General features: G+C 63.4%; 17 protein-coding genes. 7 read left to right on the top strand and 10 right to left on the bottom strand.

Annotated features, from left to right (window positions below; all coding sequences use genetic code 11):
• Positions 1-2 precede the first annotated feature (2 nt).
• The 4 genes from AB4Y43_RS19845 to AB4Y43_RS19830 form a co-directional block, all read right to left on the bottom strand.
• Entirely contained in the window at positions 3-1,478 is a 1,476-nt protein-coding gene (locus tag AB4Y43_RS19845) for an efflux transporter outer membrane subunit (protein WP_368728581.1), read from the bottom strand.
• Complete coding sequence (locus AB4Y43_RS19840) at positions 1,471-4,659, bottom strand: multidrug efflux RND transporter permease subunit (RefSeq protein ID WP_368728580.1); 3,189 nt, start codon at positions 4,657-4,659, stop codon at positions 1,471-1,473. Before AB4Y43_RS19840 ends, AB4Y43_RS19845 begins: the two co-directional genes overlap by 8 nt.
• Positions 4,660-4,671: 12 nt before the next feature.
• Complete coding sequence (locus AB4Y43_RS19835; protein ID WP_342948303.1) at positions 4,672-5,832, bottom strand: efflux RND transporter periplasmic adaptor subunit; 1,161 nt, start codon at positions 5,830-5,832, stop codon at positions 4,672-4,674.
• Positions 5,833-6,127: 295 nt separating this feature from the next.
• A complete protein-coding gene (locus AB4Y43_RS19830) occupies positions 6,128-6,259 on the bottom strand; it encodes a hypothetical protein (RefSeq protein WP_256094503.1) in 132 nt (43 codons plus the stop codon).
• Positions 6,260-6,283: 24 nt separating this feature from the next.
• Between AB4Y43_RS19830 and AB4Y43_RS19825 the strand changes: the two genes are divergently transcribed.
• Positions 6,284-6,613: an RcnB family protein gene (locus tag AB4Y43_RS19825; protein ID WP_069262335.1), complete on the top strand. Its 330-nt coding sequence runs from the start codon at positions 6,284-6,286 to the stop codon at positions 6,611-6,613.
• An 85-nt stretch (positions 6,614-6,698) separates the two neighbouring features.
• Here the strand turns inward: AB4Y43_RS19825 and AB4Y43_RS19820 are convergent, their stop codons facing one another.
• The gene (locus tag AB4Y43_RS19820) at positions 6,699-7,079 is read right to left on the bottom strand and encodes an SHOCT domain-containing protein (RefSeq protein WP_069262336.1); all 381 of its coding nucleotides are present in this window, start codon (positions 7,077-7,079) and stop codon (positions 6,699-6,701) included.
• A 131-nt stretch (positions 7,080-7,210) separates the two neighbouring features.
• Positions 7,211-7,729 carry a DUF308 domain-containing protein gene (locus AB4Y43_RS19815; protein ID WP_254318469.1) on the bottom strand — a complete coding sequence of 173 codons (519 nt, stop codon included), beginning with the start codon at positions 7,727-7,729 and terminating at the stop codon, positions 7,211-7,213.
• A gap of 156 nt (positions 7,730-7,885) precedes the next feature.
• Between AB4Y43_RS19815 and AB4Y43_RS19810 the strand changes: the two genes are divergently transcribed.
• Positions 7,886-9,697 (top strand): beta-galactosidase, encoded by a 1,812-nt coding sequence (locus AB4Y43_RS19810; protein ID WP_368728579.1) that lies wholly within the window; start codon positions 7,886-7,888, stop codon positions 9,695-9,697.
• Here AB4Y43_RS19810 and AB4Y43_RS19805 read toward each other — a convergent pair.
• On the bottom strand, positions 9,694-11,616 hold the full coding sequence (locus tag AB4Y43_RS19805) for an enterotoxin (RefSeq protein ID WP_342948305.1): 1,923 nt from the start codon (positions 11,614-11,616) through the stop codon (positions 9,694-9,696). The two genes, AB4Y43_RS19810 and AB4Y43_RS19805, sit on opposite strands and share 4 nt — an antisense overlap.
• 297 nt (positions 11,617-11,913) lie before the next feature.
• Between AB4Y43_RS19805 and AB4Y43_RS19800 the strand changes: the two genes are divergently transcribed.
• From AB4Y43_RS19800 to AB4Y43_RS19785, 4 genes are all read left to right on the top strand, one after another.
• Complete coding sequence (locus AB4Y43_RS19800; RefSeq protein ID WP_069262339.1) at positions 11,914-12,210, top strand: hypothetical protein; 297 nt, start codon at positions 11,914-11,916, stop codon at positions 12,208-12,210.
• 375 nt (positions 12,211-12,585) lie between these two features.
• The gene (locus tag AB4Y43_RS19795) at positions 12,586-13,362 is read left to right on the top strand and encodes an ABC transporter substrate-binding protein (protein WP_342948306.1); all 777 of its coding nucleotides are present in this window, start codon (positions 12,586-12,588) and stop codon (positions 13,360-13,362) included.
• A 94-nt stretch (positions 13,363-13,456) separates the two neighbouring features.
• A complete protein-coding gene (locus tag AB4Y43_RS19790) occupies positions 13,457-14,572 on the top strand; it encodes a succinylglutamate desuccinylase/aspartoacylase family protein (RefSeq protein ID WP_368617374.1) in 1,116 nt (371 codons plus the stop codon).
• A 335-nt stretch (positions 14,573-14,907) separates the two neighbouring features.
• On the top strand, positions 14,908-15,603 hold the full coding sequence (locus AB4Y43_RS19785; protein WP_342948308.1) for a phosphatase PAP2 family protein: 696 nt from the start codon (positions 14,908-14,910) through the stop codon (positions 15,601-15,603).
• A gap of 43 nt (positions 15,604-15,646) precedes the next feature.
• On the opposite strand, the gene AB4Y43_RS19780 is transcribed toward AB4Y43_RS19785, so the two are convergent.
• The 3 genes from AB4Y43_RS19780 to AB4Y43_RS19770 are packed head-to-tail and all read right to left on the bottom strand — an operon-like array spanning position 15,647 to position 20,099.
• A complete protein-coding gene (locus AB4Y43_RS19780; protein WP_342948309.1) occupies positions 15,647-17,089 on the bottom strand; it encodes an aldehyde dehydrogenase family protein in 1,443 nt (480 codons plus the stop codon).
• Between the two features lie 23 nt (positions 17,090-17,112).
• The gene (locus AB4Y43_RS19775; protein WP_342948310.1) at positions 17,113-18,291 is read right to left on the bottom strand and encodes a fumarylacetoacetate hydrolase family protein; all 1,179 of its coding nucleotides are present in this window, start codon (positions 18,289-18,291) and stop codon (positions 17,113-17,115) included.
• Between the two features lie 23 nt (positions 18,292-18,314).
• Positions 18,315-20,099: an IlvD/Edd family dehydratase gene (locus tag AB4Y43_RS19770; protein ID WP_342948370.1), complete on the bottom strand. Its 1,785-nt coding sequence runs from the start codon at positions 20,097-20,099 to the stop codon at positions 18,315-18,317.
• Positions 20,100-20,422: 323 nt separating this feature from the next.
• On the opposite strand from AB4Y43_RS19770, the gene AB4Y43_RS19765 reads away from it, so the two are divergent.
• Positions 20,423-21,775 (top strand): MFS transporter, encoded by a 1,353-nt coding sequence (locus AB4Y43_RS19765; RefSeq protein WP_368617373.1) that lies wholly within the window; start codon positions 20,423-20,425, stop codon positions 21,773-21,775.
• Positions 21,776-21,867 lie beyond the last annotated feature (92 nt).

Raw genomic sequence — 21,867 nt, 5'->3', positions numbered from 1 at the left:
GGCTACGGGGTGACGACACTACCGGAAGCGGCGCCTGCGTGCTCGGCCGGGCGCGCGTCCTGCCCGCCTCCCAGCGCCACATAGAGCGAAGCGCCGTTTTGCAGCGCCGCAGCGCGTAGCTGGATCAGTTGCTGTTGCGCCGCGAACAGGCTGCGCTTCGCATCGACCACTTCCAGGTAGATGGAGATGCCGTTCTCGTAGCGCAGTTCCGCGGCCTCCGCCAGGCGCGACTCGGAGGCCACCGCGCGCTCCTGTGCCGCGATTTGCTCCTGCAGGCGCTGGCGCGCGATCAGCGCGTCGGAGACTTCGCGGAACGCCACCTGAACGGCTTTCTGGTAGTTCGCCACGAGTTCGGTCTGACGCGCTTCGGACAGACGCACTTGCGCGCTGCGGCGCCCCGCGTCGAAGATCGGCAGCGCGACGAACCCGGAGATGAGCCATGCCTGCTTGCCGGGCACGAACAGGTCGCTCAACTCGGGAGACACATAGCCGAAATTGCCCGTGAGCGAAACACGCGGAAAATAGTCCGCACGCGCGGCGCCGATATCGGCGTCGGCGGCTCGCAGCGACTGCTCGGCCGCGCGAATATCGGGGCGCAGCGCCAGCAGCGAAGAAGGTAGGCCCGCGTCGAGCGTGCCGAACTGGTCCGCGTCGGCCAGCGCGTGGCGTTGCGTCATGTCCGCGGCATCCGGCAAGGGACCGCCGATCAGGACCGCCAACTGATCGCGCTGCTGGCCTGTCGTTCTTTGCAGCTCGGCAAGCTGCGTCTGTGCCTGCGTAACGAGAATGCGCGCCTGCTCGTAGTCCACGAGCGAGGTCGCGCCCGCTTCGAGGCGCAGCCGCGCGACCTCCAGCGCATACTGGCGCGTTTGCAGCGTGTGCTGCGCGAGGTCGATGCCCTCGTTGCCAGAAAGGATCGCGTAGTACGTCGCGGCCACATTGCTGATGAGCGAGAGGCGAAACGCTTCGTTCGCCTCCACCGTCGCCAGATAGTTTCGCCGCGCCGACTCGCTCTGGTTGGCCACGCGCCCCCAGAAGTCGAGTTCGAACGACGTGACGGCCACCTGCACGCTGTACTGGTTGACGTGAATCGACGTGTTGTTGTTGGGCAGCTCGGGCTCGATGGAGTTGAGCGGGGTTTTGGTGCGGGTTGCGTCCGCGCCCACGGCCACTTGTGGAAACTGCGCGGAGCGCTGCACGCGATAAAGCGCCTGAGCCTGCCCGATGCGCGCAACCGATGCCGCCAGATCGCGATTATGCGCAAGCGCCATGGCGATCAGCTGCCTGAGCGCCGGGTCGCGAAAGAAGGTCTCCCACGTCAGCTCTGAAGCGAGCCGCTCGCCGCCCGGCGCGGCGATATCCGCACTCTCATAGCTTTGCGCAACCGGCAAATCGGGCTGCTGGTAGCGAGGCGCGAAGTTGCACGACGCGAGCGTCAGGCACGCGGTGATCGCCGTCCACCTGGCAGTCTTAAGCATCGTGCGCTCCCGCGGGCCGCGCGTCTTCTTCGTCATCGTCGCGCGTCCGTTTGCGGCTCAACCATCGGCGCGCCACCACATAGAACACGGGCGTGAAGAAGATACCGAACAGCGTGGCCGTGAGCATGCTGCCCATGATGCCCGTGCCCACCGCCTGCCTGCCCGCCGCGCCCGCGCCCGTGGCGAGCACGAGCGGCAGCATGCCGAGCACGAAGGTCACGCTCGTCATCAGGATCGGCCGCAGGCGCTGGCGCGCACCGTTCACCGCTGCGCTCACCGTATCGCTGCCACCGGCCTCCTCCTTGATCGCGAACTCCACGATCAGAATGGCGTTTTTCGCCGCGAGCCCGATGATGGTCACGAGGCCGATATTGAAGTAGATGTCGGCGGAAAAACGCCGCGCCATGGTGAACAGAACCGCGCCCAACACGCCCAGCGGAATGATGAGCAGCACGGCAACGGGAATCGCCCAGCTCTCGTAGAGCGCGGCGAGCAGCAGGAACACCACGACGAGGGAAAGCAGCAGCAGCGCACCGATCTGCCCGGCCGCCTGCTGTTCCTCGAACGCCGTGCCGGTCCATTCGTAGGTCAGGCTGCCGGTAAGCACGTGGTCAGCAATGCGCTCCATCTCCGCGAGCGCCGCGCCGCTCGAACGGCCCGGCGCCGCCTGCCCGGAGATCGTGGCCGAGGGAAAGCCGTTGTAGCGTTCGACCTGCTGCGGTCCCGCGCTCCAGTGCACGCTCGTGAACGCCGAGAACGGCACCAACTCCCCCACGTTGTTGCGCAGCCGCAGCGCGCCGATATCCTCGGGCCTCATGCGCTGGTCGGCGTCGGCTTGCATGAGCACGCGCAGCACGTTCCCCTCGCAGACGAAATCGTTCACGTAGTTCGAACCGAATGCGAGCGCGAGCGCGCTGTTCACCTGACCGATCTGCAGCCCCAGCGCGCGCGCCTTCACGCGGTCGATATCGACATAGAGCTGTGGCGCGGGCGGTAAACCGTCGGGACGCACGCCCACCAGCAAGGGACTGCGCGCGGCCTCCGCCAGCATGCGCGCGCTCGCCTGCTGCAGCGCCGCGCCGCCCACGCCGCTGCGGTCGAGTATCTTCATCGTGAAGCCGCTCGCATTGCCGAGCGCGGGAATGGCCGGCGGATCGAGCGCGAAGACGAGCGCTTGAGGAATATTGCGCAACGCCGCGTTCGCGCGCGCCACCAGCGCCCCCGCAGAATTGGCCGCGCCCGGCCGCTCCGACCACGGCTTCAGGTCGACGAACGACATTGCCGCCGACTGTCCCTGGCCGAAGAAGCTGAATCCCGTGACGGATGCGATATTGCGCACCTGCGGCTGCTGCCTGAGAAAGGCCTCGACCTGATCGACGACCTGTTGCGTGCGCTGCGCCGTCGCGCCGGGCGCCGCCGTGTACGCGACGAAAATGTGCCCCTGGTCCTCGCCCGGAATGAAGCCGCGCGGCAACTGGGTGAAGAAGAAACCGGTCGCCGCGCACACCACGACGAAGACGAGGAGCCAACGCACCGGCTTGCGCAGCATGGCCTGCACGGCCAGCACGTAGCGCTCGGTGGCGTTTTCCATGCCGCGATTGAAGGCATCGAACACGCGCTGTTGCATGCGGGCCGGCCAGTGTGTGGCGGCGGGCTTGCCTGTGCCGTCACTGGTCTTCGTCCGGCTGCCCAGCAGCGTTGCCGACATGGCCACGCCCAGCGTCAGCGCGAGCAGGGTCGACAGAAAGATCGAAACGGTGAGCGTGACCGAGAACTGGCGATAGATCGCGCCCGTCGAGCCCGGAAAAAACGCCATGGGAACGAACACCGCAATGAGCACGAGTGTGCTCGCAATGGCGGCGCCCGCAATCTGCCCGACGGCCTTGACGGTCGCGCGCCGCGAACCGAGTCCCTCTTCCTGGATCACGCGCTCGACGCTTTCCACCACCACGATCGCGTCGTCGTTGAGAATACCGATCGCCACGACCATGGCGAACAGCGAAAGCAGATTGATGGAGAGTCCGAACAAATAAATACCGACACACGTGCCGATCAGCGCGATCGGCACGACCAGCGTGGGGATGAGCGTCGCGCGCCATTTCTGCAGGAAGAGGAACACGATGACCGTCACGAGCAGCAACGCCTCGACCATCGTGCGCAGCACGCCGCTCAGCGAGGTCGTGATGAACGGCGTCGTGTCGAACGGCACGACCCATGCCACGCCCTTCGGGAAAGTCGGCTGCAATTGCGTGAGACGCTGCCGGACGGCGCTCGCCACGGCCAGCGCGTTCGCTCCGCTCGCAAGCTGGATGGCGATCCCGGCGGACTCCCTGCCGTTCACGCGAAAGCGAAAGCCATAGCTGTCGTTGCCCAGCTCCACGCGTGCGACGTCGCCCACACGCACCGTCGAGCCATCCGGGTTCGAGCGCACGATGACCTCGCGGAACTGCTCGGGCGTAGAAAAGCGGCCGCGCATGACGATCTGAGCATTGAGTTCGGCGCCCGGCGCGATGGGCTGGTCGCCGAGGCTGCCGCCCGCAGTCTGGCTGTTCTGCTCCTGGATGGCCGTCATCACTTCGATTGCCGAAATCCCGAAGCTGCTCAGTTTTTCCGGATCGATCCATATCCGCATGGCATACGACGAACCGAACAGCTGTGCATCGCCGACGCCGGGAATGCGGCGTAATTCGTTGACGATGTTATTGGCCGCAAAGTTGCCCAGCTCGACAGCCGGGATCGAACCATCGGCGGACTGCAGCGCAATGAGCATCAGAAAGCCGGACGACGCCTTCGTGACGCTCACGCCCACCTGCCTCACCTCCAGCGGCAGGCGGGGCTCCACGCGGCTCAGGCGGTCCTGGACCTGCGAGAGCGCGACGTCGAGATTCGTGCCGGGCCTGAGCGTGACGGTGATCTGCGCCGTGCCGTTCGAGCGGCTCTGCGACGACATGTAGAGGAAATTCTCGACGCCGTTCATCTCGTCTTCGATGATCGACGTCACTGTACGGTCCAGCGTGTTCGCGTCGGCACCGCTATAGACCGCCGATATCGTGAGCGAGGGCGGCGCGACGTCGGGGTACTGCTCGACCGGCAGCAGCATGAGCGCGAGGGCGCCGAAGAGCGTGACGAAGAGCGCAACGACCCACGCGAAGACTGGCCGGTAGACGAAGAATCGGTTCATGAGGCGCGCCGCTCAGGAGTGGGCCGGCGCGGTGAAGGGATGGGCGTCCACGCGCTGCCCCGGCTGCACCCTTTGCCAGCCGTCGACGATGACGCGCTCACCCGGCTCCAGCCCATCCTTCACGACCCATTGCCCCGCTTCCTGCGGGCCGAGCACGACATTGCGGCGCACGACGGTGCCGTCGTCGGCGACGAGCGAGAGGTTCGCACCGTTGCTGTCGAACTGCACGGCGCGCGCGGGGACGACGAGGCCGTTCGGTATCGTCCCGATCACGACGCGCCCGCGCACGAACTGCCCCGGCAACAAGATGCGCGATGCATTGCTGAAGCGCGCGCGCAGCACCTGCGTCCCGGTGGAAGGATCGACGACGAGATCGGTGAAGTCGAGCACGCCCGGCTCGCCATAGTCGTCGCCGTTCCCGAGCGTGAGCCACACTTGCGCGCGGGCGGCCGGCGCCGCGAGCGTGCCTGACGCGATCTGTTTGCGTACTTCCAGCAACGAAATATTCGACTGCGTAAAAACGGCATTCACCGGCGTTAGCTGGTTGACCTGCGTGAGCAAGGTTGCGCCCGCAGCACTGACCAGCGCGCCTTCGGTGACGAGCGCGCGCCCCACACGGCCCGCTATCGGCGCGCGAACCGTGCATCGATCGAGGCGAAGCTGCGCGAGCGTCACCGCGGCGCGTGCATCCGCAACATTCGCGTCGGCCTGCTGCAGTGCGGCCGTCGCGGCCTCGAACTCCTGGGCGCTCACGACCTGGCGTGCCACCAGCGGCTTGAAGCGCGCCACCTCCGAGGCCGCATTGCCCTGCACGGCCCGGGCCCGGTTGAGCGCGGCCTGGGCCTGCTGCAATGCAGCCTCGTAGTCGCGCGAATCGATCAGAAAAAGCGGCGCCCCGGCGCGCACGTCGGTGCCCTCCTCGAAGAGCCGCCGCTCGACGATCCCGTCCACGCGTGCGCGCACTTCCGCCGAACGGATCGCTTCGATCCGCCCCGGCAGTTCGATCTCGCGGGGAATCGTTTGCGCCGCAACCGTTACGACGAGCACGCTCGGCGGCGGTGGCGCCGCGCCGCTCTGAGCTTGCCTGTCGCGGCAACCGTTGCCCGCCAGCAGCAACATTGCCGCAATGCCGATCAGCCACGGTCTGCAGCGTCTGGGTTCGCAGTTTGGCACGCGAGGCTCCACCGAAAAATAGAGACGGTACGCGCGCGCCCCGAATGGCTCATTGCGCCGTACCCGACCGGATAATTGCGATGTTCACTCAAACTGCAAATCAGAGCCCCCGATGTGCGCAATTCGCGAATGCTCAAGCGCGCGAAAAACGCATAACGTTTCGATCGTTATCTAACAAGCAGCGCTTTCATGCATTCACAGGAATTACGCAAAACCGCCGCAAAATCAACCACTCGTAAATTACTTGAAGTCGGAATTCCGTTTACTACTATGGATAGACGCTTCACACCCTTATTCACACCGCTAGATTCGTTCGTTTTCCAGCCTTTGCCCATACGCTTTTAAGGGCACGTTCGCACAACTGGATATCACGGATTTCGGGATGTTCTATAACCGAAGAAGCCATAGTCATGGTGACGTCAATCATCTTCTTGCCTCCGGAGATCGAATCATGAAAAGCCAACTCGTCCTCTCAGTCATCGCTGCGCTCCTCCTCGGTGTTGCCTCTTCCGCAATGGCGCAAGACGCAGCATCGGGTGCAGACCAAAGCCAGGGGACAGGTCGCCAGCAGGTCATGCCGACCATGCCGCATCGCGACTGGCATGAGGGCCAACAGGTTCCCTCGAAGTATCGGCATTACAACTACCAGATGAAAGACTGGAAGTCGCATAACCTGGACGCACCGAAGCGCGGCCAGCAATGGCTTGGCGTGAACGGCGACTACGTGCTGGTGACGAGAAGCAACTGGAGGATCTCGAAGATCGTTTCGGGTACTGAATGACCGGATGACGCGACGGGCTACGTTGCCGTAGCCCGCGCTTGCTGCATGATTCAGGCATGGACGGTTGCCATGCCTGCTGCCCTTCTCATTCGACGAGCCGCGCGCGCAGGCGCTTGTACTCGTCGTCGGTAATCGAGCCTGTCGTTTTCAGCTTGTCGAGCTTCTCGATTTCGTCCGCGACACTGTAGCCCACTATGTGGCGCAGTTCTTCGCGCGCCTTCTGCGCCCGTTCCTGGTTGCGATGCGCCATGTCCCTGCCTTGCGTGAGGACATAGGCAAATATGCCGATATAGGGCAAAACAATCAGAAAGATCACCCAGACGATCTTCAGGAAGCCCGATATATCGGTTCGACGGAACAGGTCGCTCGTGATCGTGATGAACAGCCAGAACCACAGAATGAACATGAATATCGAAAACGTATCGATAATAAAGTTCGAAAACGTAAAGCCATTTGCGAAGATCATGAATCGCCTCCGTCGGTTTTGCGTGTGTAAAACGGCAACCGCACACTGACACGGGCATCGATGGCGATACCGTGTGCGCGCGAAACGTGATGCGCGGCCGTGACGCGGCCGCCGACTGCGCTTTCGTCAGGTCAGATCAGGTCGCGCCTGCGCTCCCGGCCGCCAAACGGCACCACGGCCATGGAAATGAGATCCAGCCCGAGGAACAATCCGAGCAAGGGCAACGGCACGCTCGGGAAATTGGCGGCCAGAAAAATGGCGAGCAGGAAAGACAGCGCCGCACTGACAATGCCGATGTTGTTGATCTTCACGTCCTGCCCGACGGAAGCAATGATCTTGAAGAAGCCGTCGAGCACGAAAAAGATCATCAGCATCACGGTAAGCCCGCGAGCCCGTGCGCTGTCATTGACCAGAATGAGAATGCCGATGAGTATGGGCACGATGACCGGCGGAATGCGCCTGATAGCGAGTTTCCAGTCCTTCGTCGTGAACAGATTCAAGGCATGCACGAAGCCGCAGAACAGCAGCATCCTTGCGATGAAAAGCGTTCCGATCAGGGACCTTGTCGAGAGTGACAAGACGATGCAGAAAATTCCCGCCGCGACGAGAAGCGTTGAACTGGCAATCGGAAAAATAGCACGCTTTTTCATATTCGAATGTAACTGCGTCAATACGGTTACATAGCTCGGCATATCTGACTTGCGCGTATTCTTGCCGAATTATAGGCTTAAGCGAAATTAAGCGTTCTACTATCAGCCGTCGAAGTATAGTGCGTGAGTGTGCAAATACAAGGGCGCGATTGCACCGTGAGCCTCGAACGCAGCCACACCTTCTCGTTCAGTCCCAACGGCGAGCACTTCCTGCTCGACGGCGAACCCTTGCAGATTCGCAGCGGCGAGATGCATCCCGCGCGCATACCACGCGAGTACTGGCTGCATCGCATTCGCATGGCCAAAGCGATGGGCATGAACTGCATTGCGCTGTACATCATGTGGAACTACCACGAGACGCGCAGGGGCGTGTTCGACTTCGAAAGCGGCAACCGCGATCTCGAAGCCTTTATCCGTCTGTGTCAGCAAGAAGCGCTGTGGGTGCTGCTGCGTCCGGGCCCCTACGTTTGCGCAGAATGGGACCTGGGAGGCCTTCCCGCTTACCTGCTGAGCGAACCGGACATCCAGCTTCGCACCGACTCCGCCAGCGATGCCCGTTACATGGCTGCGGTTGCGCGCTACATCGGCGAACTGGTTCCCCGCATCAAACCGTTGATGATCGATGCAGGCGGGCCGATCCTGATGATCCAGATAGAGAATGAATTCGGTTCGTACGCAAGTAATCCCGCTTACCTCGAAGAACTGAGGCAGCTCTGGCTACGGGGCGGCGTAACGGGGCCCTTCTACACCGAGGACGGCCTCGCGCAACTCGAACGCAATCGCACGACGGTGACGGGCGGCGCCATTGCATTGAGCAACGGCAACGCGGCGCAAATCGCCACGGTGCGACGCGCGTTTCCTGCCGTTCCCGCGATGGCGGGCGAGGTCTACCCGGGCTGGCCGACGCATTGGGGCGAGCCTGAATTCGCCGGACTTCATTACGATCTTTCCGCCATCTTGAGTGCATTCATGCAGTCGCAATTGTCGTTCAACCTCTATGTCATTCATGGCGGCACGAGTTTTGGCTTTTATGCCGGCGCGAATATGGACGAGTCGGGCAACTATCAACCCGATATCACGAGCTACGACTATGGCGCGCCAATTAACGAGCAAGGGGCCGCCACCGCGAAATTCCTGAAGTATCGCGACATCATCGCCCGTTACCTGGCCGAGCCGTTGCCGGAGATCCCGGACGCCATACCCACGGTCGCGGGCCACACCCTGACGCCCACCCTCTATGCCTCGATCTGGGACAACCTCCCCGCGCCCTTGCCAAGTGTCGCTCCGTTGCCGTTCGAGCACTACGGCCAGACATTCGGCTTCATGCTGTATCGAAAAACGTTGCGTTCGCAACCTGCTGACGCGCTGGATATCAGCGGCGTTCACGACTATGCAACGGTCTTCGTCGGCGAGCGCTACGCGGGCGGCGTCTCGCGTGCGCGGATTCCGCACGACTATTCACAGCGGCTACGCGTGACGCATCGCGCGCCGCTCGCATTGCCCGCCGCCGCGTCCGGCGCGTTGGAGATCCTGGTAGAGTCCATGGGCCGCGTCAACTTCGGGCCTGCAATCGTCGACCGCAAAGGCCTGCTGGAGCCCGTGAAAATACAATACGCCGACGGGTCCGTTTCATCGCTCGAGGAATGGGAAGTCTTTTCGCTGCCGATGGATGAGGCGTACATCGCCGGGTTGCAGGCACGCTGCACGAATCCGCTGAAACCCGGGCTTTTTTTCAAGGCGCGCCTGGTTATCGATGAAATCGGCGACACCTGGCTCGATATGAGCCACTGGACCAAGGGCGTAGTCTGGGTCAATGGGCACAATCTCGGACGCTACTGGAGTATCGGCCCGCAACAGCGCTTGTTTTGCCCCGCGCCGTGGCTCACGCAAGGCGAGAACGAGGTGCTGATCTTCGACCTGCACCAGATCGAAGCGAAGCCGGTGCATCTGGCGAATGCGTTGTATTAGCCCCCAGCGGACGGCAGCAGTTCCAGCGTGAGCACTTCGAATGGCGCGAGCTGGATTTCGCACGGCACGTCCGCGTCCAGTATTGCGGGAATGCTGCTCTTGCCTGCATGCCAGAGACTCCGCACATGAAATCGTCCTGCCGCCTCGGCCAGCAATTCCAGTTGATGCCGCAGCGCCAGTGCAAAGCGCTGCGCCTGATCGTGCGGATTGCGCAGTGTGACGAATGCCTTGTGCGGCGCCCACGCGGCCCAGCCGTAGATTGCCGCTTCGTCGGGCGCGCCACCGATCCAGTGGCTGTCGCGCAATACATCGCTGTTCGCGCGCGCCCACCGGGCCGCTTGCGCGAGCACGTTCCAGTCGTCTTCGCCCAGCAGCGAAGGCGTGATGTATAGCTCCTGCAATTGCGTACCGCTCGCGAAGAAGGACCGCACCTCGTGCGCGAATGCGTCGCCTGCCGGCGCATTCAGGCGCGGATTGCACTGTGCCAGCACAATGCCGTGCAGCATAAGGGAATTGAGCGGAAAGAGCGGGCTGCGCAGCACGACGTTGCGGTACGTCTGCGCGTCGCGATACGTGATCCAGCGCTCGCGGTGCGTGCCGCTGCCCGCCTGACCGTCGTCACTGCCGCCCCGCCAGATCGCGTCGACGTAGCGCAGCCAGAACGGCGAGGGATGCGTGCCGGTCGAGAGATTGATGAAGGTTGCCGGTTTCGCCGCGCGAATGTCGCCGATGAGCTGGATTGCCGCGTCCCAGTCGCTATCGAAAAGGCTGCCTGGAAATACACGGTCCGCGTTGCCCGTGCCGTCGAACTTGAACTGGTTCACGCCGTCTCTCGCGAGCAGGCTCATCACGACTTCGTGAAAGCGCTCGTAATAGCGAGGCCCCGATAACGCAAAGCCATTGTCGATGACCTCATAGCCAGTGGCGCGGCCGTGCGTGACGCGTTCGTCCTTCGGCGCGCAATAGCCGCCCCAGGGAGACAGCCAAACGCCGGGCGCGCCGCCATAGCGCGCCGCCGCGTCGCGCAGCGGAGCAAAGCCATGAGGAAACGCCTGGCTGAAATGCCAGCCGCCGCCAAGGTCGTCCCAGCCATCGTCGAAAAGAAACGAATCGATCTGCACGCCGCGCGCGGTATGTAACTCGTGGCCGATTGCGTCGATACGCTCCAGCGCCTGTTCCTGCGTATAAGGCGTGAGATAACCGATATCCCACCAGCTGTTGTAGTGCAGAAACGGCTGATATGGGCGAGCGCGCTCCTGCTCGAGGTATGTGGAGAAATCACGCCGCAACTGTCCGTCGCGAGCCACGCCGGCCACGGCGGAGTAAGTCAGCGTCCGGTTCTTTTCCAGCGGCAACGCGCGATGCAGCGTAAAAGCGATGCTATCTGCCTCCACGTGGCTGGTTGCAAGCGGCAACTCGAAGCCCAGATAGAAGCTGCCCGCGACGACCGGCGTGCCCTTGCGTTCACTGCCGGTCTGCGCGGCGGCAGCGCGCGCCTGCAGCAATGAAACGACGCCAATGGCTTCGTCCAGGCGCAGGGCCGTCACGTTTAGCGTCATGCGCAGATATCGCGCGCCGTCGCGCTGCTCTACGCTCCATTGAATCGCGAGACGCCCCTGGGCGTCGCCCAGCGTGATGCTCACGCGCTGGCCCTCAACGCGTTCGGCCAGGCGCGATGCGTGCGGGTTGGCCGCGAGCGCGTCTTCCCGTACCGGTGCAAGCACCCGCAGTCCGGCCAGACCGAGCGTGGTGCCATCCGCGAACGTCAGCGTGAACGGCGCGACGATCGGCAGCTCGCATGCTCTTGCGCAATCGACGAGCGAGAAGCGAGTGAGGTGTTCGTCCTCGAGTGTCCAGCGCAATGCAACGGCTTGATTCCCGAACGAGCAGACATCGCCCTGCGTCCGGAATTCAGGCATGGAGGCTTGCGTAGCAGTTCGATCGTCGGTGCACATGGGAAACCTGTCCCGGACGCGAGCAACCTCTGTAGGGTAATGGCAAAGGCATAACCGTGTAATGGCCCCAAAGCGGCGGCCCCACACAACCGGACATTCAGATCCGCGCAACTACCTTATGAGAACCTTAAGCTCGCTATTTTTTCGCGCGGCCTTACCAGCGGTTACACGATTGACAAATCTGCGCATCCCGTCCGTAAGCCCAGCGACTAGAATCCGCTTCCATCGCAACCGCGTCCGTTGACTGGAATAGAGATCATCATGAATCGCCTGACGTTTTATCTTCTCGCAGGACTCGCAGGGACGTGTGTCAGCACAGCGGCATCCGCCCATGCCGATATCGGTGTCTATCTCGGCGTTCCCGGTCCGGTCTATGCCGCGCCCGAGCCGGTGTACGAGGCACCGCCGCCCGTCGTGTATGCGGCACCGCCCGCTGCGGTTTACGAACCGGCCCCGGCCTACGGCTACTACCGCTACGACCACGACGAAGGCGAACACCACTGGCACGACCACGGCCGTCATCGTGGCTGGGAACATCACCACGGCGACGACGATTGATCGGCGCGCCCGCCAGCTCTTGTTCGTTGCGCGCGCAACCTCATGCGCGCGCCTGCCTCTCCCTACGTGTGCAAAGTCCGTCGCTCCCTCCCTGCGACAGCAGTCCTGTTCGGCCATGCCAGGCTAGGCCCATCAAAGTTGTCTAGCCAATAAGCACTTACAACGCACGCTCCAATCCGCCTGCCGCCGTCCTTTCCCACGTGCACCGCGCACGTGTCAGCACGTTTACACCTTCCGCCAGCAAAAACCCTAGTTGTCTCAATATGTGAGAGCCGTTATCTTGTCTATACAACACGGCTGACGTGACAGCCCGCTGTTGACCATGCCGCCATCCGTCATGGCGGCGTCGAAAGATATATTGGAGACTCCACGTCAATGAAGAAGTTTGCCCTGTGCATTGCGATGCTCGCCGTCGCCACCTCGGTCTGTGCGAAGGACTGGACCACCGTCCGCTTTGGCGTGGACGCAAGTTATCCCCCGTTCGAATCGAAGAGCACGGACGGCAAGCTGGTCGGCTTCGACATCGACGTCGGCAACGAAATCTGCAAACGCATCAACGCGAAGTGCGTGTGGGTGGAAAGCGAATTCGACGGCATGATTCCGGCGCTCAAGGCGAAGAAGTTCGACGCCGTCCTCTCCTCGATGTCGATGACGCCGCAGCGCGAAGCGCAAATCGCGTTCTCCTCAAAAGTCTTCCACACGCCTAGCCGTCTCGTCGCGAAGAAGGGCTCGAGCCTCCAGCCCACGGCGGATTCGTTGAAGGGCAAGACGGTCGGCGTCGAACAGGGCACGACCCAGGAAGCCTACGCAAAAGCCAATTGGGCGCCGAACGGTGTGAAGATCGTGCCTTACCAGGATCAGGACCAGGTCTATGCGGACCTGCTCTCGGGCCGCCTCGACGCCGCGCTGCAAGACGCCGTGCAAGCCGACCTGAGCTTCCTGAAGACCCCGCGCGGCGCAGGCTTCGCGTTCACGAACGGCGAACTGAGCGATCCCAGCGGCATTCTCGGCAACGGCGCCGCCATCGGCCTGCGCAAGGACGACGCCGACCTGAAGGCAAAGATCGACAAGGCACTCGCGGACATGCTCAAGGACGGCACGTACAAGAAGATCGAATCGCGCTACTTCGCATTCGACGTGTACGGTTCCTGAGTCTGACCGGAGCACACGATTAGCGACGAAGGCGCGGGACACTCCCGCGCCTTTTGCCCTTTCCGCCGCCCGCAACTTCCGTCCTCACGCCATCATGCAGATCCAGACCCATCCGCTCATTTCGCCGGCGCTCGGCACCGCGCGGCACCTTACGAGCTTCCACTACGGCCCCACCGGCGCACAGAAGATCTACATCCAGTCGTCGCTGCACGCCGACGAACTGCCGGGCATGCTCGTCGCCTGGGCCCTGCGCCAACGCCTCGCCGCGCTCGAAGCCGCAGGCAAGCTGCGCGGCGAGGTCGTCGTCGTGCCCGTGCCCAATCCTATCGGCCTCAATCAGCGCCTGCTCGGTCAGCTGCTCGGCCGTTTCGAAAGCGGCACCGCGGCCAACTTCAACCGCCACTTCCACGATCTCGCCGAACTCGTGCTCCCGCGTGTCGGCTCTCGCCTGAGCGGCGACGCACAGCAGAACGTGGCCGTCGTGCGCGCTGCGATGCGCGAGGCGCTCGACGAACAGACGCCCACCACGGAACTCGGCTCGCAGCGTCTTGCGCTTCAACGCCTGTCGTACGACGCCGATGTCGTGCTCGACCTGCATTGCGACTTCGAAGGTGCGATGCATCTCTACACGAACCCCGACCTGTGGGCCGATGTCGAGCCGCTCGCGCGCTATCTCGAAGCGAAGGCGTCGCTCTTCGCGCTCAATTCGGACGGCAGTCCCTTCGACGAGATTCACAGCTTCTGCTGGTCCGCGCTGCGCGAGCGCTACGGCGAACGCTTTCCGATTCCCAACGGTGCGGTGTCCGTGACGATCGAGTTGCGCGGCCAGGCAGACGTGAGCTACGACTTCGCCGAACGCGACGCGAACGCCATCGTCAACTACCTCACGCATCGCGGTGTGATCGAGGGCACGCCCGCGCCGCTGCCTGCGCTCGAATACGCGGCCACGCCGTTCGCGGGCGCCGAAACGCTCATTGCGCCGGCCTCCGGCGTGCTCGTGTTCCGCACGCCGGTTGGCGTGAGGGTCGAACCGGGTCAGCCGATTGCCGATGTGGTCGATCCGCTGACCGATCGCGTCGTCACGATCACGAGCTCCGTGACCGGCATGCTGTACGCACGCCAACGCACGCGCTTCGCCACGGCGGGGATGGAAGTGGCGTGGGTGGCAGGCGCCACGCCGCTGCGCAGCGGCTCCCTGCTGCCTGGCTAGGCGATGAAACCGGGCAAATCGCCCGAAACGATGTGGGGTCATGCCCGATAACGGACACGTTGTGCGGCAAGGTTCGTTTTGAAACGAAACGATATGTGACGGGGCGTAACAGCGGGCCGGCAGGCACGCCGCACAGGACGATGCCTGCCGCTGCGGCGCAGTGAGGGCGGGGAGCAAGCACGATTTACACTTGCTTTCGATTCTTTACCTATGCGCGCTGAATTGAAACTTACGATGGCTAGCGCCTGGAACATCGGGCCCCAAGGCGGCCGGAGACCTCCGTTTCCGGCCGCCTTGCTCATTCGTAAATAAGTCAGCGGAATGGCCCACAATAAATGAACAGCTTCGATACCGTCATTCTGGGAGCCCTCACCCAAGTCGATCTGCCGCCACTGCTCAATCATGCGATCCGGGTGATGGTGGGACTCTATACGTTCAAGGGGTATTTCCTCATCCCGCTCATCTGGTGGATCTGGTTTCAGCCGAACGAGCGGCGCGAGTGGCGGCGCGAGATGATGATCGCCACGGTGACGAGCGGCCTGATCGCGCTCGCCGTGGGACGCCTCCTCGCGCGTTTTCTGCCGTTCCGCCAACGGCCGCTATTCAATCCCGATCTGCATCTGCATTTCGCCTCGTCGTCGCTGCGGGCGGCCGGGCTCACCGACTTCAGTTCGTTCCCGAGCGATCACGCCATGCTGTGGGTGGCGATTGCGATGGGGATCTTGCTGGTATGGCGTGTGGTCGGCGCGCTGGTGATGTTATACGTGGTACTCATTATCTGCCTGCCGCGTGCGTATCTGGGCTATCACTACCCCACGGATTTGATCGCGGGCGCCGCAATCGGCGTGGTGATTACCTGGCTGATGACGCGCGACGCAGTCAGGAAGCGGACCGCCGAGCCCGCTCTGCGCCTGATGGTGCGCTTTCCCGGGGCGGCTGCCGCATTCACATTTCTCGTGTGTTTCGAACTGGTCACGCAATTCGACGATCTTCTGCGGCTCGCCCACTCCGTGGTGCACGGCATGATCTGAACACCGGCGCGGGCGGCGTCTTCCGTACGCCGCCCGCGCGGCTTCACACTGCGCCCGGATTGACGTACGCCGTCTTGACCGTGGTGTAAAACTCGCGAGCGTAGCTGCCCTGCTCGCGCGGGCCGTAGCTCGAACCCTTGCGGCCGCCGAACGGCACGTGATAGTCCACGCCCGCCGTCGCGGTGTTCACCATCACCATGCCGGCCTGCACATGGCGGCGGAAATGGTTGGCATGACTGAGCGAAGTCGTGCAGATGCCGGCCGACAGACCGAACTCCGTGTCGTTCGCCACGGCGAGCGCCTCGTGATAGTCCTTCACCTTGATGACCGAGGCGACGGGGCCGAACACTTCTTCGCGGTTGATGCGCATTTGCGATGTCGTGCCGGTGATCAGCGCGGGGGCAAGGAAGTAGCCGCGCGTGGCGCCTTCCACACGCTCGCCGCCGTACACCTCGCCGCCCTCTTCACGCGCGATCGCAATGTAGCGCTCGTCCTGCTGAAGCTGCTTGTCGTCCACCACCGGCCCGATATGCGTGCCGTCCGCCAGCGCGTCGCCCGTCTTCAGCGTTTTCATGCGCGCCTTCATCGCTTCGATGAAACGGTCGTGAATGCCTTCGGTCACGATGAGGCGGCTCGACGCCGTGCAGCGCTGCCCCGTCGAGAAGAATGCGCCGTTGATGCAGGCGTCCACGGCGACGTCGAGATTGGCGTCGTCGAGCACGACCATGGGATTCTTGCCGCCCATTTCCAGCTGGAACTTCTTGCCCGTTGCAAAACACTTCGCGCCGATCGCGCGGCCCGTCGGGACCGAGCCGGTGAAACTCACGGCATCGACATCGGGCGAGCTGACGATCGCCTCGCCCACCACCGAGCCGCGCCCCATCACGAGGTTGATCACGCCGGCCGGCGCGCCCGCTTCCGCAATGATTTTCACGAGCTCCCACGTGCTGGCCGGCACGAGGTCGGCGGGCTTGATGACGACCGTGTTGCCATAGGCCAACGCGGGCGCGATCTTCCAGGCGGGAATGGCGATCGGAAAGTTCCAGGGCGTAATGAGCCCGATCACGCCGATCGGCTCGCGCGTCACCTCGACGGTCATGCCGGGCCGCACCGAAGGCACGATCTCGCCGCCAAGGCGCAGCGCCTCGCCGGCGAAGAACTTGAAGATCTGCGCCGCGCGGCCCACCTCGCCGATGGCCTCGGGCAGCGTCTTGCCCTCTTCGCGCGCCAGCACGCGGCCCAACTCGGCCTTGCGCGCGAGAATGACACTGCCCACCTGGTCGAGCAGATCGAAGCGTTGCTGCGGCGTGGAGAGCGACCATTGCGCAAAGGCCTTGCGCGCGGCGGCGATGGCGTCGCGCGTCTGCGCGTCGTCTGCCTGCGCGAACTCGCCGATCGCGTCGTCGAGATTGGAGGGATTGATGTTGGTGGATGCCGTAGCGCCGCGCACCCACTGGCCGCCGATGTAATTGTCGAACTGGTTCATGTCGCGTTTCCCGATTCAGTGGCTCACAGCAATCCGCGCGCGGCCAGATTGCGATAGAGCGCGCGCACGCCGAAGTTCCACGGCGCGAGAGCCGTGCTCAATTGCACGGTGTTGATCAGCGCGCCGAGTTCCGGCGCGGAAATGGTGACCTTGTCGCCAAGGTGGTGCGTAAAGCCGCCGCCTTGCGTGTCGCGATCCTTGATCGGCGAGAACATGGTGCCGAGAAACAGCATGAAGCCGTCGGGATACTGGTGATGCGGGCCCCACGTCTGCGCCACGAGGTCGGCCGGATCGCGGCTGATTTCGCTCATGTGGCTGATGCCTTCCAGGACGAAGTCGTCGTCCGTGCCCTCCACGCGCAGCGCGACGCTCGTCTTGCGCACCGTGTCGAGGCTGAACGACTCGTCGAACAGACGCACGAACGGGCCGATCGCGCACGAGGCGTTATTGTCCTTGCACTTGCCGAGCAGCAGCGCCGAGCGGCCTTCGATGTCGCGCAGATTGACGTCGTTGCCGAGCGTCGCGCCGACAATCTCGCCGCGGCTGTTCACGGCCAGCACGATTTCCGGCTCGGGGTTGTTCCAGACCGAAGCGGCCAGCAAGCCGACAGCCGCGCCAAAGCCCACCGCTGACATGGGCTGCGACTTCGAAAACACTTCCGCGTCGGGCCCGATGCCCACTTCCATGTACTGGGACCACGCGCCGCGCCGCTCGAGTTCCGCCTTGAGCTTCATCGCTTCGTCCGAGCCCGGCTTGATCTTCGAGAGATCGGTGCCGATCGTGGCCGCGATGGTTTCGCGCACTTCCTGCGCTTTCGCGGGATCGCCGCCCGCCTGCTCTTCGATCACGCGCTCGATCAGGCTCACCGCGAACGTCACGCCGCAGGCCTTGATGGCCTGCACGTCGTTGGGCGCGAGCAGACGCAGCGCTGGCTCCCCGCTGCCGGGCAGATTCGCTTCGATCAGCTTTTCCACCGGGCCGAGCGATTCGCCGCTCACGGTGCGCGCGAATTGCGCGAGGTCCTCGCGGTCGAACAGATCCGCGGTGGTCGGCGCGCTGGCCGTGATATCGATGACTTCGCCGTTGCGCACGAGCACGACGGAGGGGCCTTCATGCTCGCCTGCCTTGCGCCACACGCGGCCAACGAGCAGCGCCTGCCCGACATCGCCGGGAAGCCAGTTTGAGGGGGTGTTCGAGGTCATGGTGCGTCCAGTTGAGTGTCCGGTTAATGCGAATGGCGCGGGTTGCCGCGCTCGGCGATCACTTTCAGATAAAGCGTGGCGGGTTCGAGGCATCCGCCCGTGGACAATTGCCCCACCGTCTTGCGGTAAAGCTCCTGCCAGGGCGTCTGTGCAGGCGGCACCTCGAAGTGCGCCGTCTCGCGGCGGCGCGCCAGCTCGGCTTCGTCGACCAGCACGTTCACGCTGCGCGCGTTCAGATCCACACGAATGCGGTCGCCTGTTTGCAGCAGCGCGAGGCCGCCGCCCACCGCCGCCTCGGGCGACATGTTCAGGATCGACGGGCTCGCCGACGTACCGCTCTGTCGGCCATCGCCCAGCGTGGGCAGCGACGTGATGCCCTGGCGCACGAGTTCCGCCGGCGGCGCCATGTTCACCACTTCGGCGCTGCCGGGATAGCCGACCGTGCCGGTGCCGCGAATCACCAGAATGCAGTGCTGGTCGATTTCGAGCGACGGGTCGTTGATGCGTGCATGGTAGTCCTCTGGACCGTCGAACACGATGGCGCGTGCCTCGAAGGTGTTTTCCGCACCCGGCTCGCTCAGATAGGTTTGCCGGAAGGCGTCGCCGACCACCGACATCTTCATGATCGCGCTGTCGAAGAAGTTGCCCGAGAGCACCATGAAGCCTGCGCCATGCTTGAGCGGGTCATCGGTTGTCCTGATGACTTCGCGATCGGGCTCGGGCGTGCCGTCGGCGATGGCGCCGATGGTGCGGCCCGATACCGTGAGGCATTCGCGATGCACGAGACCCGCGCGATCGAGTTCGCGCAGCACGCCGGGCACGCCGCCCGCGCGGTGGAAGCTCTCGCCCAGATACTCGCCTGCCGGCATGCAGTTCACGATGAGCGGCACCTGTTCGCCGACGCGTTGCCAGTCTTCGAGGCTCAGCTCGATGCCCATGTGCCGCGCGATCGCGATGAGGTGCGGCGGGCAGTTGGTCGACGCACCCAGCGCAGAGGCCACGACGATGGCATTCTCGAACGCCTCTTTCGTCATGATGCGCGAAGGCCGCATGTCATAGCGCACGAGGTCGACAATGCGCTTGCCGGTTGCGTACGCCATCTGGCCGCGCTCGCGGTAAGCGGCCGGAATGCTGGCGCAGCCGGGCAGCGACATGCCCAGCGCTTCGGCGAGGCTGTTCATCGACAACGCCGTACCCATCGTGTTGCAGTGGCCGATGGAGGGCGACGAGGCCGTCGTGAGCTCCATGAAGCCCTCGTAGTCGATCTCGCCTGCTGCCAGCAGATTGCGCGCATGCCAGATGACCGTGCCCGACCCGACGCGCTGGCCGTTATGCCAGCCGTCGAGCATTGGGCCGCCCGACAGCACGATGGCGGGCATGTCGACCGTTGCCGCGGCCATCAGGCAAGCAGGCGTGGTCTTGTCGCAGCCCGTGGTCAGCACCACGCCATCGAGCGGGAAACCGTGAAGAATTTCGACGAGACCCAGATAGGCCAGATTGCGGTCGAGCGCTGCCGTGGGCCGGCGGCTCTGCTCGGCGAGCGGATGGACCGGAAATTCCATTGGGATGCCGCCCGCGTCGCGAATGCCCGCCTTCGTGCGGGCCGCCAGCTCGATATGGTGACGGTTGCAAGGGGCGAGATCGCTCCCCGTTTGCGCAATGCCGATGATGGGGCGGCCCGATTGCAGTTCTTCCCGGGTCAGACCGTAATTCATGAAGCGCTCGACATAGAGCGCGGTCATGTCCGCATGGGCCGGGTCGTCGAACCATTCCTGGCTGCGCAGGCGCCGTGCGTTGGGCTGGGTCATATCACTCACTTGCTTGTTCCTTGTCTCGACGATGTGGCACGCAGGTCCGCGCCATTTGTTATCGGTAACATTTCTGGATCTTAGCACTTTGCACGCGCCCTGTGCACCAGGTGAGACCACGCGTTTTCCCGACTTCGGCGCTGGCGACCGACTTGCCGTGGCGCCTCGTCTCATGCTAATTTAGCGCCCGCTGTGTTACCGATAACAAACAATGCGCTGTTCACAGCCAGCGCAGAGATCCAGCAAGCACACCACGAAGCTCGTGGAATCGCCTCCCCAGTACCGGGAGCGTTCAAAGGCATATGTGAAAGGAGACACATCCCATGCCAACCCTGACCCAGATTGCGGACTCGCCGGCCGCCGTCAACGAAGCCGAAGAACGGCTGTACCGCAAGGTACTGAAGCGCATCTTGCCGCTTCTGCTTCTGTGCTATGTCGTCGCCTACCTCGACCGCGTAAACGTCGGCTTTGCCAAGCTGCAGATGCTCGATTCGCTCGGTTTGAGCGACAGTATCTATGCGGTGGGCGCAAGCATTTTCTTCTGGGGATACTTCCTCTTCGAGATGCCGAGCAATCTGCTCCTGCATCGCTATGGCGCGCGTTTCTGGATCGCGCGCATCATGGTGACGTGGGGCATCGTGTCTTCGTCGCTCGCCTTTATCGCGCCGCTCGCGAGTTTCTTTCACGTGCAGACCTCGACGATGTTCTACATCCTGCGGTTTCTGCTCGGCGTCTGCGAAGCGGGGTTTTTCCCCGGCATCATTCTTTACCTGAACTACTGGTTTCCGGCGCGTCGCCAGAGCGTCGCGATGTCGGGGTTCCTGATCGCCATTCCGGTGAGCCTCACGCTCGGCGGCATTATCTCGGGCTGGCTGATGGAAAACACGCATGGACTGTTCGGCCTGGGCGGCTGGCAGTGGATGCTGTTGCTCGAGGGCATTCCTTCGATTCTCGTCGCCTTCGTGGTGCTGCTGCGCATGGGCGACGGCATTCAGTCGGCGACATGGCTGAGCGCCGCCGAAAAAGCCGTGCTGCAAAAGAATCTCGAACAGGAAAGCGCGAAAAAAACGCATAGCGCCGTGGCAGCGCTGAAAAGCCCGCGTGTCTGGCTGCTGACGTTCATCCTGCTGACCTTCAATACCGGCTTCTATGGCCTGGCATTCTGGCTGCCTTCCATCATCAAGGCTTCCGGTGTGAAGAGCACGTTCAACATCGGCTTGCTGACCGCCATTCCCTATCTCAGCGCCGTCGTCGCCATGATCTGGAATGCGTCACACTCGCGCAAGACGGGCGAGCGCCGCCTGCATGCGGCCATTCCGGCCTGTATCGGCGGCGGCGGCCTGATTCTGAGCGCACTCTTCGCGCACAACGTGCCGCTCTCGATCGTATTCCTGACGATCGCCACCTGCGCGATTCTCGGGCTCATGCCGATTTACTGGACGTTCCCAGGGCAGATTCTCTCAGGCACGGCCGCGGCGGCCGGTATTGCGCTCATCAACTCGGTCGGCAATCTCTCCGGCTTCACGGGTTCCATGATCACCAGCGTGGCGAAGGATCTGACCGGCGACATCAACAACGGCACCTATGCGCTGGGCGCCTGTCTGCTCGTGAGTTGCGTTCTGATTCTGTCGATTCCGCAAAGCATGCTGAACCGCGACCCGGTGGAAGAGAACTGAACGTTATGCGAATCGGCTAGATCGTCCGTTGCGAGGGCCACCTTCCACCACCTTCCGGCTGGGCCCTCCTTACACGAACCCGTTTTGAAAAT

Source organism: Paraburkholderia sp. BR10872 (assembly GCF_040965835.1).
In the GTDB taxonomy this organism is placed as follows: Bacteria; Pseudomonadota; Gammaproteobacteria; order Burkholderiales; family Burkholderiaceae; genus Paraburkholderia; species Paraburkholderia nodosa_A.
The sequence above is the reverse complement of the archived record's forward strand: the minus strand, read 5'-3'. Positions and strand labels throughout refer to the sequence as shown.